Consider the following 13,228-nt stretch of genomic DNA (forward strand, 5'->3'; position numbering starts at 1 on the left):
CACGACGTCAGCGACCACCCGCGGCCCCGTCTCTGAGCGCCTGCCTGTCGACCTTGCCGTTCCGGGTCACAGGCAGGCGTGCGACGACGTCGACGGACTCCGGCACCATGTGGGCCTGCCCCAGCTCGGCCAGTACGTGGGCGCGCAGGGCTACGGGATCGACGGTGTCGCCCGGATGCGGGACCACGGTCGCGTGCACCCGCTCGCCCTCGCCCCCGTCCGGGACGCCGAAGACCGCCGCCGCGCGGACGGCCGGGTGGCTCAGCAACGCTTCCTCCACGACCCGGGGGTAGCTGCGCAACCCGGACGCCTGCATGATCACTTCGCTCTTCCTGGCCTTCAGGAAGAGGGTGCCGGACGCGTCCAGACCGCCGATGTCCCCGGTACGCAGCCAGCCGTCCCGGATCACCTCTTCCGTGGTGACCGGGTGGCCGAGGTAGCCCGCCATCACACTCGGGCCACGGACCCACACCTCCCCCGCCCGGTCCGCCGGCAGCCGCCGTCCGTCCTCGTCGCGCACCTCGACGCTCATGCCGGGAACCGGCCGGCCGGCCCCGGCCAGGCTCCGTGGGCAGTCGGCGTGGTGGTCGCCGGGCTGGAGCAGGGTCACCACGCCGGCTTCGGTCAGACCGTAGATGTGCTGCAACACCGGGCCGAGACGGTCGAGGGCCTGCTGTTGGCGGCGCAGCGGGGTGGGCGCGGCACCGTAGCCGAGACAGCGCAAGGAGGAGTGATCGGTCACGGTGAGAGCCGGGTGGTCCAGCAGTTGGTACAACAAGGGCGAGGTCAGCACCAGCGCGTTGACGCGCTCCGCGGCGATGGTCTCCACCACCGCGCCGGGGTCGAACCGGTCGTGGAGGATCAAGGTGCCACCCGACAGGACGGTGGGCAGCGCGAAGTGCCCGCTGATGTGACTCATGGGCGTGCACACCAGCCGCCGTTCTCCGGGTGCGGCCAGCCCGTGGTCGCCCACGAGCGCGGCCAGGGCGTCGTACAGGCCGTGCGTGTGCACGACGGCTTTGGGCAGGCCCGTCGTGCCGCCCGTGCACAGCAAGGTCCGTACCCGTTCGGCGGGCGCCGCGGGCAGGCCCGGCCCGGCCGGCTGCGCGGCAGCCTCCGCCGCCAGGTCGCGGCAGGCCGGAGCCGGGCCCAGGGACAGCAGTTCCCCGATGCCGGCCGTCGCGGCCAGAGCCCTGGCGGACTCGGCATGGCCGGGGGCGAAGACCAGCGCTCCCGGGTGGCTGTGCCGCAGCAGTTCCTCCCGCTCGGCGTGGGTCGCGCTCGGTGCCAGCAGGGCGAGCTGATATCCGAGCAGGTGGGTGGCGAGCTGGACGGCGACGACCTCCGGGCGGTTGTCCGCGAGGACGGCGACGCCGTTCCGTGCGCCGGGTGAGGAACGCAGGACAGCCGCGATGCCACGGACGGTCCGCGCCAGCTGCCCGTACGTCCATCGCCGGTCACCGTGGACCAACGCCTCGCGGCGTTCCCACGGGCCGTCAGCGGCTCGCATCAGCCCCGCGGTGTACTGCGCGCCCATACCGTCCTCCGTCACCGTCGCTGCCTGCCCGACAGCCCCTGCCGCTGCCTGCCCGGCATTCCCTGTCGCTGTCTGCCCGGCATTCACTGTCCCGCATCGCTACGGAGTCCGACCCCAGGCAGAACGGCGTGTACGGGGGAAGGCCGCGAGGCTGCCCGCGACCACCGTGGTGATCAGCCCTGCCAGTTGCAGCGCGACGCCGCCGAAGCCGACCGGGTCCCCGCCCGGGTCGGTCAGCGCCGCTAGAGATTCGGGATTGGAGGTCAGCCCGACGATGAAGGCCGCACTCAGCGCCACGCTCAGCATGGGCATGAACCGGCCGGGCACCAGCGCGACGAGCAGGGCGAGCGCGGCGAACATGGCCGGCCCGGGGCCGTCCCAGCGCAGCCCTTCGGGTGCCGCGTCGCCGATCGCGTCCGCCAGCATGCCCGCGACGGCGCACCACACGGCGGTACGGCGCGGATTGCGCGCGCTGAGCGGCTTGACGAGAGGTCCGGTCCCCTGACGGCGGTTGTGCCGAATGGCGAACACGGCGGCCACGGACGACGACACGAGGCCCAGCAGCATCACGGCGTTGCCGGCGGCCAGCGCGGAGTTCGCGCTGCCGAGGTTGGCGGCCAGTTGTCCGCCGACCAGCCCGCCGACCGTGATCCACAAGGAGAGCAGCACCGCCGCCAGCGGTGACCAGGGCGTCCGCCGGTCCCACCAGACGATCACCGCGGCCGCGCCGATGTAGATGAGCCCGGGCGGGAATCCTGGGAACAGGGCGGGTTCGGCGAGCCATTGCACCATGATTCCCGCGGCCGCCAGTACCTGACCGCCGATCGTTCCGACCGTGGCGGGCGGGATCGAGCGCAGGGACGACGGCGGAGAGGCGCGGCCCGGGACATGCGTGCGGGTGCCAGTACGGGGAAGGTCCTGCGGTGAGTTCTTCATAGCCATGAGCTTCGGCCGGTACGGTCCGGCGGGCATCCCTCGGCGGAAGGCTGCCGGCGTACTCCTGTGGACGCAGCGGGGCGTCCGCCCGTCAGGGGCAGAGCGCGGGAGGGCTCCGGCACGACGCCGGCCATGGCGACCGTGCCTGCACGGGCTCCAGTAGGTTCGTCCTCATGTCGATGCTGTCCTTCCCGCTCACCCCCGCCTACCTCGACGACCTGCTGGAACTCGCTGACGTCCCGTGGTGCTGCGATGCCTTCGACGCGGCCTTCCGGCACCGCGGCTGGGCCCGCCCGGCCACCGGCGACGGCCCCGCCGTCGGGTGGCTGGACCACTGGCCGATCGGTGACCCGGACCCGTTGTCCTGGCATGTGCTGCTGGGCGAATACCCGGGCTGCTCCAAAACCGACGACCGGAGCGTCGCGTGCGACGAACCGGAATGCCACGAGGACTCCTTCCTCGCCTTTCCGTTGGCCTACGCGGCGATCGATCTCACCGAATCCATGACGGGGGAGCCTGTCGATCCGCGGGAATTGTGGGGCGATCCGCTTCCCACCGAAGGCGTGTACACGGCGCGGGCCACGCAGGAGGAATTTCTCGCCTGCTACGACCGTGCCGCGCACCTGCTCCAGGCACGCCTGGGCACACCGCTCTCCGCGCCGCCGCCCGTACAGTCGGACCCTCCCGAGCGGCAGATTTCCTGGGAACGCGGGAAGAGCCTGGTCAGCCTGTTTCTCGTCGACAACGTGTACAACTACAGCCAGGACGACTGGATAGGCATCGACATCCGGCCGCTCAGCTGAGCTGACCCCTGCCGGGACGGGGTGCTCGGCAGGCTTCGCCCGGGGACGTAGGAAAAGTCGTCCTGGCGGGTCAGGGTGACGCCGGTGGGGGTGGGTATGCCAAAGGCACGGTAAGCGCGTTGAGCCGTCAGGGGCCGCGCGCTCCTGGGGGTCGAGGCGTCCAGTTCTGTGTACGGAAGGCCTCCGTCCTGTTGACCCGACCTGCCCAGTACCACCTGCTCCTCCTGCCTGACGGCTCCTGGGACGCCGTGGAGTGCCTGGCCGCCATGATCCGCCGCCGTGCCACGGTGCCCACCGTGATCGTCGACGTGTCGGCGGTCCACCGGCTGACCATCGACGCCCTGGCCGTCCTGGTCCGCAAGGCGATGCGACTGCACACGGTCGGCGGTGCGCTGCTGCTGGCCGGTCCGCATCCCGCCGTACGCAAGCTCATCCAGCGCACCGCGACCGGCCCCCTGCTGCCCGTCTTCGCCGGCAGCGCCGCCGCCGTCCGCGCGCTGGCCCAGGACGGCCGCACCTGGCAGCGGACGGAGTTGGCCGCCGGGCGGGGCACCCTCTTCCCCGACCCACCGGCCGGGCACAGCTGAGAACACCCGGTGCCGGTCGTGTGAAGGGTACGGCGGGGCGCGTTGCCCGCCGCGGCGCACGGTCGTTGCCCCTGCGTGGAGGTCTTCGGGGCGGACGGACAGGCAGTCGATGGCGATGCCGCGGGCGGGGTGTCTGCGTTCTCGCCCTGGCGGTTCCCGGCCGGGGCCGGGAACCGCCGTAGCGGCTGGTGGAGGAGGTGTGTCAGGACGTCAGACGCACCAGGACGTCAGGCGCGCGAGGTGCGGCTGCGGCGGAAGAGCACCGCACCGCCGAGCAGGAGCGCCGCGCCCGTGACGGCCGTGGCGCCGACATGACTGCTTCCCGTCTGCGCGAGTGTCGGCAGCTGGGCGCTCTGCGCGCCGTGCTCGACCTGCTGCCCCTTGCCACCGGCCGGTGCCGTCGCGGACGGCGACTGGTGGTGGTGCGCCGCGGGGACGGGCCGGGAGTCCACCGCGCCGGCGACCTCGGCCGGAGGCCGCTGGCCGGGCAGCTGGGGGTCGGTGGGCGGCCGGTGACCGCCCGGCCCCGGGGTACCGGGGGTCTCGTGCGCGGGCGGCTTGTGACCCGGGGGCTGGTGGCCAGGCGGCTTGTGCCCAGGGGGCTGGTGGCCGGGAGGCTGGTGGCTGCCGGGCGGTTTGTGCCCAGGGGGCTGGTGGCCGGGAGGCTGGTGGCTGCCCGGTGGTTTGTGGCCTGGCGGCTTGTGACCCGGAGGCTGGTGGCCGGGCGGATTGTGGCTGCCGGTGTTGACGCAGGTGTTGCCGAACGCGGGGTTGAGCAGGCCGATGACGTCGACGGTGTTGCCGCAGACGTTCACCGGCACGTGCGCGGGGACCTGGAGCAGGTTGCCCGCGAGCACGCCCGGAGACCCGAGCGACGCTCCTCGCGCACCGGCGTCGGCGTGGGCCGCACTCGCCCCCACGCCGGTCAGCATGCCGGTCGCCGTCGCGGCGACCAGCACGCTTCGTTTCACGATGTGTTGCACGTGTGGTCCTTCATCTTTCCGAAGGTGACGAACCGGGCACCCGCCGTTGACCGGGCACCCGCATCCCGAAAGGGACACCGCCCAGCACCCGGGACCGGGTAGCGCCGCGCGAACGGCGAACACCCGGTCACTCCCGCTCCGTTGGTCAACCACGATGGAGGCAGGCAGCGGTGCTGAGCGCGTCGTATCGGACCAAACGAGTGACCCGCCCGAAGGAAACGCACGACTTTTCACGTGCCGCTTCACCGAAACGGTTCTCCTGCCGGCCGCGACTCCCGTACGAACCCACCTCCGCATGGACATGCGTTCGCCCTCGCCGAGGGCGACCCTGCACACCCGTACGGAATGTCACCCCCGACAGCACCGGGACCGCCGAATCCGCAGGTCAGTTGCGTGTACGCGGTGGTGCACCGGGGGCGCGCGAGGGCCGGTCACGCGCGGAGGCGTACACCACGGGCACGGCGTGGGTGTGCGAATGTCCGTGTTGTGTAAAGGACGGTCGCCTCTTCAACCACAGGCCGTCGAACGGGCGCACAGTGATGTCCGCCCGGCAGCAGTCCGGGCATCAAGTCACACCGGCCCCGCCGCATACGGGGCTGCCCGCAGGAGGTTCGTCATGTTCCGTTCCGCTCGTACGGCCGCCGTCGCTCTCGGCTCGGCCGCCCTGGTCGCCACCGCCGTGCTGCCCGCCGCCGCCACCGACGTACACACGCTGCCGGCCAAGCACCGCTCCCCCGTCGTGATCGGCGCCGTGCAGGCCGACAGCCCCGGCCGCGACGACGGCTCCAACCGGTCCCTGAACGCCGAGTGGGTCACCGTCAAGAACACCGGGCGCCGCGCGGTCGACCTCGACGGCTGGACGCTGACCAGCAAGCGCACCCACCAGACCTACCGCTTCCGCCACCTGCGCCTCGGCGGCCACCGGGAAGTACGGGTCCACACCGGCAAGGGCCGCGACACCTGGCGTGACGTCCACCAGAACCGCCGCGACTACGTCTGGCACAACCACCGCGACACCGCCACCCTGCGCGACGACCGCCACCACGTGATCGACATCGAACGCTGGGGCCGCCGCTGACCATCACCCCCGGGGCCGCCGGCCGGCGGCCCGGGCGCCCAGGTGCGCCGCGGCCATGGGGAGGGCCGCGGCGCACCGCCCTGTCCGGGCGGTGGCAGCCGTCACGCCTCTTCATGCGGCCGCTCGCTGCGGAACTTCAACACTTCGCGGGCGAGGGCCGGCAGGGGGCGACCGGTGGTGAAGGCGCCGGCACGCAGACGTGCCAGGGCTTCACTGACCGAGATGCTCAGGAGGCCGGCCAACGCGCCGGCCGCACGGTAGGTGGTGCCCCAGTGATCGTCGACGGGCCAGGCCGGACGCCAGGGCAAGGGGGCATTCGTAGCGAGATGGGGGAGGCACCGGTCAGCTATGACGGCGGCCGTCGCTGCGTCGCCGGACGCGATAGCGTGGAGCATGCCGTACATGGACGGGCGAAAGCGGCATCGCCGACACTGCTGTGGAGCACCTGTGGGAATCGAGCTGGAACTTCACTCCGAACGGCCTGCGCGCGGCGGGGCGTCCGAAGCCACCCTGCTGCAAGGCTCCTACGGACACGGTGAGGCTCTGGCGGAGGCGCTGGGTCCGTTCGATCGGTCCGGCCCCGGCAAATTGGCTTGGGTGGACCCTTACGGTGACACCCTGTTCAACGAACAGGAAGCGGAAACCGCGCTGCCGGAAGCCGCCGAGCTTTTCGAACGGTGCTCGGACGCGTCGCAGAAAGCCGCGCTGCAAGACCTAATGACGTTCTTGAAGAAGTGTGCGGAAACGCCGGGAAGCCACCTGTGGTTCGTGGGCGACTAGCGATTTCCACGCCGGTGACCGGCACGAACGGCCACCCGAACAGCGAGAAGCCGGGCGGCACGGAAGCCGCCCGGCGAGAAGCCCGGGTCGAGCGGGCTACGGGGTGGTGAACAGCCACCACGAGGTCGTGCCGTTCTGCGCGCAGAAGAACGACTGCCACTGACCGGCCTGCTGGCCCTGGTTTCCGGCGACCCAGCAGACTTCGTAGCTCGCATACGGACCGTAGACCGCCGCCGGAGCGTGAACCGCCGTCGGAGCGGCGGCCGCGGCCCGGGCGGCGGAAACGGAAACCTGCGGAGCTGCCGTCGCGGCCGACGGCAGTACGCAGGCCGCGGAGGTCAGCACCACCACGGACACACCGCGCAGCATTTTCCTGAGCATGAACATTCCCCCTCGTCGTCATCCGTGACAGGGGCGACCCTAGGCCTGTCGCACGCAACTGCACGATCACCCACACGGGTAACCTGCTCCCAGTGGGCAGTCGTGGGAAGCGTAAGCATTCACCCTGGCGCACCACCACTTTCCGCGCCCCCGCGCGCACTCCGGCGGACCACACGCATTCCACCGTGCGGCGCTCAGGAATTGAGGGCGTATTCGGTGAAGGTTCCGCAGGTGTCGAATCCCAGCCGCCGGTAGACGGGCTCACCGTCCGCCGACGCTTGCAGGACGGCGGTCCGGTACCCCTCGTCGCGGGCGGTGTGGAGCGCGGCGAGCGTGATGGCGCCTCCGTAGCCGCGCCGGCGGTGCGTCGCGAGGGTCGCGATGTTGTAGACGCCTGCCACGCCGGCGTGCAGGAAGGCCTCCGCCGAACAGACCGGACGGCCCTCCAGGCAGCCGATCAGATACCGGGCCGGGCTGTCGGCGGCGAGAGCCCATTGCGCGGTTTCGGCGTAGAACTGCCGGACGGTGGCAGCCGGCGGGTCCCACAGCGTGGCGAGCACCCTGGCGTAGTCGGCAAGGTGTTCCCGGGTGGTCACCGGGCGGATGTCGAGGCCGTCGGTGTACGGCCGCGGTGGGGCCTCGCGGAGGTCCAGCCACATGCCCGCCTCGGTCTCCGAGGCACTCAGCCCCGCGGCCGCCAGGTGCGCGGGCAGGTCGGCCGGCGCCGAGGCGGGCCCCACCCACCAGGAGAAAGGCCGGCCGGTGGCGGTGAGGTCCTGAACGGTCCGGCGGACGCGTCGCGGTGCCGCGTCAGCAGTGAACCGTGCCGCCGCGACGATGTTGAAGGTGTCGTCGGCCAGTCCGCTGTCGGCGATCAGGAGATCATCCGTCTCGACGACCGCCGCGCCGTCCAGACGTCGGTGGAGGTGGCAGGCGTGCTCGGCCAGATTGCGTTCCATCCGGAGCTGCATATCGGCTTGGCCGGCCGCCGGGGAATGCGATGAGTTCGGTGTAGACATAGTGCCTATATGCAACACCTTGCGTCGCGTGCCGACATCTGAATTTGCCGCCACTGCCGCCGAAGGCATTGCATGACGTACACCCTTCACGGCGTGCAGCCTCTATGAAGCACACCCTTTATGGCGCGGCGGGTCCGTCAGGCAGGTGGTGCGTTCCTGGCGGGTGAGGTCCCGGTTGACGGTGTGGCAGATTCTGGCGATGGCTTCCTCGGGGACGGGCAGGTCCAGACGCCACAGGTGTGCCTCGTCGTCCGTCTGACCGACGGCGAGCGTGCGCCCGTCAGGGCTGACGGCCATCGACGCCACCGGCCAGCCGCAGCCGGGCAGGGTCAGGCGGGGCCGGGCCGAGGCGAGGCCCCACAGTCGTACGGATCGGGCGTCAGGCCGGAGTACAGGTCCTCGGCGCTCTGGGCGACAGCGCCGTGGACACCGCCGGTGGCCTCGTACGCCTCCAGGGGCAGGTTACGGCCATGACGACGCCGCCAGGTCTCCAGCAGGGCCTGCGCGAGAGCAGCGGCAGGCCTCCCGGCTCCTGGTCCACCTCGTGGATCAGACGGGCAGTCAGCGGACGCTCGACGAACAGGTCGGCGGCCGTGGCGGGTTTGACGATCGCCTGGCACAGCTCGTCCGGGCTCATCGGAGCGACCGCCACGGTGGACTCGGCCATGGCGGCGGCCAGTTCCGGCAGTTCCAGCAGGCGGCCGTAGAAGTCCGCCCGTACGCCGAGCACCACGCTGAGCCCACTGTCCGCCGTCCGTGCCGCCAGCAGCAGGTGGAGAAAGCCGGCCCGCTGGCCCGGGTCGTGGCAGAGCGTGAAGAGTTCCTCGAACTGGTCCACGATCAGCCAGGTGTCCCCCGCTCCGCCTTCCTGGCCGGCCGGGGTGCAGCGAGCCCGGTGGGTGCGCAGCGGCTGGGCTCCCGGAGGGAGCAGGCGCAGTGCGGCGGGCCGGTGGGCCGGGTCGGCGTGTTGCAGACGGGGCACCAGGCCCGCTCGCAGCAGTGAGGACTTGCCGCTGCCGGACGGGCCCACCACCACCGTCAGCCGGTGCGCGAGCGCGCAGTCCACCAGTGTGGCCACCAGTGCCTCCCGGCCGAAGAACCATCCTCGTCCGCCGCCTCGAAGCGGGCCAGCCCTCGGTAGGGCGGCTCGATCCCCTCCTCCTGCTCCGGCGGCACGGGTACGGCCGCCACCTCGCGCGCGGCCCGGCGCCAGCGCTCCGCCCACTCCGTCTCCTCCTCGCCGCAGGCCCGTACGTACGCCGGCACCGTGGACAGCGAGGCGAGCTGCTCGCCGGAAGCGGCCCGCGACAGCGTGGGAGTCGAGCAGTCGACCCGCTGCGCCATCGCCCGGTACGTGATCCCGCCCGCCCTGCGCAGCGTGCGCAACTCGTGGGCGAAGCGCTGCACAGGGCCGAGGTCGGGTCCAGGGAGAGCTTCCGGCGTCCCATCCGTGCCTGCCCCTTCCCTCGCGATCACGTCGCGCCCACCCCAGCACGGGTCGCCACCCGCAGAAGACGCCTGTCAGCCAACCGCGGTACGCGAGGGCGCGCGGCGGTTTCTTGATTCACCGCAGGTGAGGGACCTGCGCATCAATGCGGAACCACGAGAGCTTGGAGCACGACACGGCCGGCGGACCGGCACGGGGTGCGACACGGCTCCGGGGTGTGGCGCGACACGGGGGTGCGGCACAACGAGGGGGCGTGACGCGGCACCGGGGGGTCCGCCGGCCGGGTCTGGGGCTGGGCACGGCTCCCGAACCCGTTCTCTCGGCGGAACGGCCGAGCCGTACACGTCCACGGACAGGCGTCGGCCGCCCCACCCCGTCATTCACAGACTCATGAGGAGGCCGTCGAGCGGACCCGGTACCTGCTGCGGGTCCAGGGCCTCCACGAGGAGGTGGCCGTAGCGGATCTTGCGGCCCTTCTTCGTGCCGAGGAAGCGCCGCAACTGCTGGTGCCGGGGCCGGCCGTCCTGCGCGGGCTGGCGCCGGAAGGTCTGCCAGGCCCGCAAGTCGCCCTCGGCCCGTACGATCTCCTCGGTCCTCGCCGTGCCGAGCGTCCGGATCAGTTCGTCCTCCAGGTCCGCCACGCACACGAAGAATCCCGGGCGAGGCGCCCGGGCCCGTTTCAGGCCGCGCTCGTAGAACCGCTGCTCGCCCTCGTCGCACAGCCCGGCCAGGCGCAGGCCGAGGCCGGGCGGCCCGAGGAGGCCGGCGTAGCGGCCGACGCTCGTCGCCCCGCCCATCGGCACGACGCACACCCCTTCGGCGGCGAGGTCCCGGCCACGCCGTACGGCCAGCGCCTCGACGGCCGCGTGGTCGCTCGGCCCTTCCAGCAGCACCGCCGTCCGTACTCCCAGACGCACGGCCAGATCGCTCGCGGGCCCACCCGGGCCGCCGCCGGCCCAGCCGCTGACCGCGTCCAGGAACGCGCGCATGTCCGCCATGGAGCGAGTCTGCGCCTCCGTCGACGGCGCGGCACGGCATTTCCGGCGGCGACGCGCACGTACGGCAGCCCCGGACACGGTGGGCCGGCGGTTAGGGCGCTTCTGACGGATCTCCGCGGCATCGCGACGCCCGGCACTCCCCAAGCTCTTCGAGCAGGGCCCCCACCCGCCGCACGGCGCAAAGGGACAGGTGGCTCCGCCACATGACCCTCCACACCGCACACCGAGAGCACGCACCGAACGCCGCTCAGTGTGCTCCACGGAGACCCATCAGAAACGCCCTACCGCTCCTCGCGCGGGCGGCCGGGGCGCGGCGTCAGTCTCGGGGCCGGGGCCAGGACCAGCGGCAGGTAGACGTCGTCGACGATCTCGATGACGGTCTCGTCCTCCACGGGAGCCCCGAAGAGCAGGAACTCGTTGCGGAGCAGGTCGGTGGCGACACTGGCCCGCCGTGAGACCGGTACCCACTCCTCGACCTCGCCGCGCTCGACGGCTCGCCGCAGGATGGTGCGGACCGCCACCGGGCCGACGTTGTGGATGCGTTCCCGGATCAGCCGGGCGAACTCGGGGTCCCGGGTCAGGTCCACCAGCAGGCCGCGCATGATGCCGCCGATCGGACTGTCCATCTTGACGGCCACCTGCCGCAGCAGGGCGATCATGTCGCCGCGCAGCGTACCGGTGTCGGGCAGTTCGAGGCCGGACAGACCGCGCGCCTGCCAGGCGTCCAGGGCCAGTTCGGCGCGCCCGGTCCACCGGCGGTACAGGACGGCCTTGCTCGTACGGGCGCGGGCGGCGACGCGTTCCATGGTCAGCGCGGCGTAGCCCACCTCGGCCAGTTCGTCGAACGCCGCCATCAGGATGGCGTGTTCCAGTTCCTCGCCGCGGCGCCGCGGCCCTTTGCGGTGGTCGGCGGCCGGCGGGGCGGTCCGGTCGTCGGCGTTCGAAGACAGCGTGACTCCTTGAGTGGGCAAAGCATGCCGAAAGAACGTTGCGTTCTCCAAGGGAGCACTCTAGCCTCCAAGTTAGAGAACTGACCGTTCTTTAAAAGGCTGTCAGAACCTTCAAGGGGACCGATGACCGAGACGTCCGCAACGCTCCGTACGACCGACGCCCCCGCCTTCCCCAGCAACCGCACCTGTCCGTACCAATTACCCGCCTCCTACGCCCGGCTGCGCGACGAGCAGGACGCGCTGCGGCCGGTGACCCTCTACGACGGCCGGCGGGCCTGGGTGGTCACCAAGCACGAGACCGCCCGCAAGCTGCTCGCCGACCCCCGGCTGTCCTCCGACCGCGCCCACCCGTCCTTTCCGCTCGTCTCCCCGCGCCTGAAGGCGTTTCGCGACGCCCGGCCTGCCTTCATCGGCATGGACCCGCCCGAGCACGGCAAGCAGCGCCGAATGACGATCAGCGAGTTCACCGTCAAGCGCATCAAGGGGATGCGCCCGGACATCGAACGCGTCGTCCACGGCTTCCTCGACGAGATGCTCGCGGCGGGCCCGCCCGCCGACCTGGTCAGCCAGTTCGCACTGCCGGTGCCCTCCATGGTGATCTGCCGGTTGCTGGGTGTCCCGTACGCCGATCACGACTTCTTCCAGGACGCCAGCAGGCGCCTGGTCCAGTCCACGGTCGCGGCGGAGGCGTCCGGTGCGCGCGACGACCTGGAGCGGTACCTGGACGAACTGATCACCGGCCTGGCGGCCGAGCCCGGGCCCGGCCTGCTCAGCGCGCTGGTCCACCGGCAGCTCGCGGAGGGCACGATCGACCGCGGAGAGCTGATCTCCAACGCCATGCTCCTGCTCATCGCCGGCCACGAGACCACCGCGTCGATGACCTCCCTCAGCGTCATCACCCTGCTCGACCACCCCGACCAACTGGCCGCCCTGCGGGCCGATCCGGCGCTCGTTCCCGGCGCCGTCGAAGAACTGCTGCGCTACCTCGCCATCGCCGACGTCGCGGGCGGCCGGGTCGCCACCGCCGACATCGAGATCGGCGGGCAGCTGATCCGGGCCGGTGAGGGCGTGATCGTCACCAACTCCATCGCCAACCGTGACGCGGGGGTCTTCCGCGATCCCGACACCTTCGACATCCACCGCTCGGCCCGGCACCATCTCTCCTTCGGCTACGGCGTCCACCAGTGCCTCGGCCAGAACCTGGCCCGGCTCGAACTGGAGATCATCCTGACCGCGCTGTTCGAGCGCGTCCCGACCCTGCGGCTCGCCACACCGGTCGAGCGCCTGGAACTGCGCCCCGGCACCACCATCCAGGGCGTCAACGAACTCCCCGTCACCTGGTGACCGCGGCGGAGGAGGTGGAGAAGGGGTGGAATCGATGAAGGTGACCGCCGACCGAGCCGTCTGCGTCGGCGCCGGCATGTGCGTACTGACCGCGCCCGACGTCTTCGACCAGGACGAGGACGGCATCGTCACCGTGCTCGCTCCCGAGCCCGGCGACGACAGCCGGGACGCCGCCCTCGAAGCCGGGATGCTGTGCCCCTCCGGCGCTCTGCGGGTGGAGGAACAGAGAGGAACAGCGGCGGAATGACGGCGAAGCCGGAGCCTGTCCGGCTTCGGTGAGGCTCGCCGATCACTTGCCACGGCCGCCGGTGCAGGGCGGGGCCCGCGGGTGGGTGATCGGCGTTTCCGCATGTGACGGTGTATCAGCCGCGTTACGTACGTAACT

At 71.7% G+C, this 13,228-nt stretch carries 17 protein-coding genes and 1 pseudogene; 6 read left to right on the forward strand and 12 right to left on the reverse strand.

The window, feature by feature from the left end; genetic code table 11:
* Window positions 1-7: 7 nt before the first annotated feature.
* Both ACEXOX_RS01950 and ACEXOX_RS01955 read right to left on the reverse strand, forming a co-directional pair.
* Entirely contained in the window at window positions 8-1,537 is a 1,530-nt protein-coding gene (locus ACEXOX_RS01950) for an AMP-binding protein (protein ID WP_406518693.1), read from the reverse strand.
* A gap of 99 nt (window positions 1,538-1,636) precedes the next feature.
* Window positions 1,637-2,473, reverse strand: a complete 837-nt coding sequence (locus ACEXOX_RS01955) for a hypothetical protein (RefSeq protein WP_406518695.1) — start codon at window positions 2,471-2,473, stop codon at window positions 1,637-1,639.
* 173 nt (window positions 2,474-2,646) lie between these two features.
* Here ACEXOX_RS01955 and ACEXOX_RS01960 point away from each other — a divergent pair, with 173 nt between their 5' ends.
* Window positions 2,647-3,276, forward strand: a complete 630-nt coding sequence (locus ACEXOX_RS01960) for a hypothetical protein (protein WP_406518696.1) — start codon at window positions 2,647-2,649, stop codon at window positions 3,274-3,276.
* Window positions 3,277-3,467: 191 nt separating this feature from the next.
* Complete coding sequence (locus tag ACEXOX_RS01965; RefSeq protein ID WP_406518697.1) at window positions 3,468-3,863, forward strand: STAS domain-containing protein; 396 nt, start codon at window positions 3,468-3,470, stop codon at window positions 3,861-3,863.
* Window positions 3,864-4,090: 227 nt separating this feature from the next.
* Here the strand turns inward: ACEXOX_RS01965 and ACEXOX_RS01970 are convergent, their stop codons facing one another.
* The gene (locus tag ACEXOX_RS01970; protein ID WP_406518698.1) at window positions 4,091-4,846 is read right to left on the reverse strand and encodes a chaplin family protein; all 756 of its coding nucleotides are present in this window, start codon (window positions 4,844-4,846) and stop codon (window positions 4,091-4,093) included.
* 616 nt (window positions 4,847-5,462) lie between these two features.
* Between ACEXOX_RS01970 and ACEXOX_RS01975 the strand changes: the two genes are divergently transcribed.
* Window positions 5,463-5,924 carry a lamin tail domain-containing protein gene (locus tag ACEXOX_RS01975; RefSeq protein WP_406518699.1) on the forward strand — a complete coding sequence of 154 codons (462 nt, stop codon included), beginning with the start codon at window positions 5,463-5,465 and terminating at the stop codon, window positions 5,922-5,924.
* 101 nt (window positions 5,925-6,025) lie between these two features.
* On the opposite strand, the gene ACEXOX_RS01980 is transcribed toward ACEXOX_RS01975, so the two are convergent.
* Complete coding sequence (locus ACEXOX_RS01980) at window positions 6,026-6,232, reverse strand: hypothetical protein (RefSeq protein WP_406518700.1); 207 nt, start codon at window positions 6,230-6,232, stop codon at window positions 6,026-6,028.
* A 139-nt stretch (window positions 6,233-6,371) separates the two neighbouring features.
* On the opposite strand from ACEXOX_RS01980, the gene ACEXOX_RS01985 reads away from it, so the two are divergent.
* Window positions 6,372-6,704 carry a hypothetical protein gene (locus ACEXOX_RS01985; protein ID WP_406518701.1) on the forward strand — a complete coding sequence of 111 codons (333 nt, stop codon included), beginning with the start codon at window positions 6,372-6,374 and terminating at the stop codon, window positions 6,702-6,704.
* Window positions 6,705-6,800: 96 nt separating this feature from the next.
* On the opposite strand, the gene ACEXOX_RS01990 is transcribed toward ACEXOX_RS01985, so the two are convergent.
* The 8 genes and pseudogenes from ACEXOX_RS01990 to ACEXOX_RS02025 form a co-directional block, all read right to left on the reverse strand.
* The gene (locus tag ACEXOX_RS01990) at window positions 6,801-7,085 is read right to left on the reverse strand and encodes a hypothetical protein (RefSeq protein ID WP_406518702.1); all 285 of its coding nucleotides are present in this window, start codon (window positions 7,083-7,085) and stop codon (window positions 6,801-6,803) included.
* A 194-nt stretch (window positions 7,086-7,279) separates the two neighbouring features.
* Window positions 7,280-8,044, reverse strand: coding sequence for a GNAT family N-acetyltransferase (locus tag ACEXOX_RS01995; protein ID WP_406518703.1), 765 nt, complete (start codon window positions 8,042-8,044; stop codon window positions 7,280-7,282).
* A 162-nt stretch (window positions 8,045-8,206) separates the two neighbouring features.
* Window positions 8,207-8,401, reverse strand: coding sequence for a hypothetical protein (locus tag ACEXOX_RS02000; RefSeq protein WP_406518704.1), 195 nt, complete (start codon window positions 8,399-8,401; stop codon window positions 8,207-8,209).
* Window positions 8,402-8,433: 32 nt separating this feature from the next.
* Window positions 8,434-8,724: a hypothetical protein gene (locus ACEXOX_RS02005; protein WP_406526195.1), complete on the reverse strand. Its 291-nt coding sequence runs from the start codon at window positions 8,722-8,724 to the stop codon at window positions 8,434-8,436.
* A pseudogene (locus tag ACEXOX_RS02010) lies at window positions 8,670-9,182 on the reverse strand (DNA-binding protein); the annotation flags it as partial. The pseudogene ACEXOX_RS02010 and the gene ACEXOX_RS02005, both read right to left, overlap by 55 nt.
* Complete coding sequence (locus ACEXOX_RS02015; protein ID WP_406518705.1) at window positions 9,143-9,511, reverse strand: helix-turn-helix domain-containing protein; 369 nt, start codon at window positions 9,509-9,511, stop codon at window positions 9,143-9,145. The gene ACEXOX_RS02015 and the pseudogene ACEXOX_RS02010, both read right to left, overlap by 40 nt.
* A 420-nt stretch (window positions 9,512-9,931) precedes the next feature.
* A complete protein-coding gene (locus ACEXOX_RS02020; RefSeq protein ID WP_406518706.1) occupies window positions 9,932-10,549 on the reverse strand; it encodes a TOPRIM nucleotidyl transferase/hydrolase domain-containing protein in 618 nt (205 codons plus the stop codon).
* Between the two features lie 281 nt (window positions 10,550-10,830).
* The gene (locus ACEXOX_RS02025) at window positions 10,831-11,520 is read right to left on the reverse strand and encodes a TetR/AcrR family transcriptional regulator (protein ID WP_406518707.1); all 690 of its coding nucleotides are present in this window, start codon (window positions 11,518-11,520) and stop codon (window positions 10,831-10,833) included.
* A gap of 102 nt (window positions 11,521-11,622) precedes the next feature.
* On the opposite strand from ACEXOX_RS02025, the gene ACEXOX_RS02030 reads away from it, so the two are divergent.
* Window positions 11,623-12,843: a cytochrome P450 gene (locus tag ACEXOX_RS02030; RefSeq protein ID WP_406518708.1), complete on the forward strand. Its 1,221-nt coding sequence runs from the start codon at window positions 11,623-11,625 to the stop codon at window positions 12,841-12,843.
* 34 nt (window positions 12,844-12,877) lie between these two features.
* Window positions 12,878-13,090, forward strand: coding sequence for a ferredoxin (locus ACEXOX_RS02035; protein WP_406526196.1), 213 nt, complete (start codon window positions 12,878-12,880; stop codon window positions 13,088-13,090).
* The last annotated feature ends 138 nt before the right edge of the window (window positions 13,091-13,228 follow it).

It is taken from the genome of Streptomyces sp. Ac-502, from assembly GCF_045222935.1.
Lineage (GTDB): Bacteria > Actinomycetota > Actinomycetes > Streptomycetales > Streptomycetaceae > Streptomyces > Streptomyces monomycini.

Bases quoted from the DNA above. Each gene is read 5' to 3' on its own strand.
- ACEXOX_RS01995 (WP_406518703.1), bottom strand. From the start codon at position 8,044: ATGGAACGCAATCTGGCCGAGCACGCCTGCCACCTCCACCGACGTCTG.
- ACEXOX_RS02000 (WP_406518704.1), bottom strand. From the start codon at position 8,401: ATGGCCGTCAGCCCTGACGGGCGCACGCTCGCCGTCGGTCAGACGGAC.
- ACEXOX_RS02030 (WP_406518708.1), top strand. From the start codon at position 11,623: ATGACCGAGACGTCCGCAACGCTCCGTACGACCGACGCCCCCGCCTTC.
- ACEXOX_RS02035 (WP_406526196.1), top strand. From the start codon at position 12,878: ATGAAGGTGACCGCCGACCGAGCCGTCTGCGTCGGCGCCGGCATGTGC.
- ACEXOX_RS01950 (WP_406518693.1), bottom strand. From the start codon at position 1,537: ATGGGCGCGCAGTACACCGCGGGGCTGATGCGAGCCGCTGACGGCCCG.
- ACEXOX_RS01990 (WP_406518702.1), bottom strand. From the start codon at position 7,085: ATGCTCAGGAAAATGCTGCGCGGTGTGTCCGTGGTGGTGCTGACCTCC.
- ACEXOX_RS01955 (WP_406518695.1), bottom strand. From the start codon at position 2,473: ATGAAGAACTCACCGCAGGACCTTCCCCGTACTGGCACCCGCACGCAT.
- ACEXOX_RS01975 (WP_406518699.1), top strand. From the start codon at position 5,463: ATGTTCCGTTCCGCTCGTACGGCCGCCGTCGCTCTCGGCTCGGCCGCC.
- ACEXOX_RS02020 (WP_406518706.1), bottom strand. From the start codon at position 10,549: ATGGCGGACATGCGCGCGTTCCTGGACGCGGTCAGCGGCTGGGCCGGC.
- ACEXOX_RS01960 (WP_406518696.1), top strand. From the start codon at position 2,647: ATGTCGATGCTGTCCTTCCCGCTCACCCCCGCCTACCTCGACGACCTG.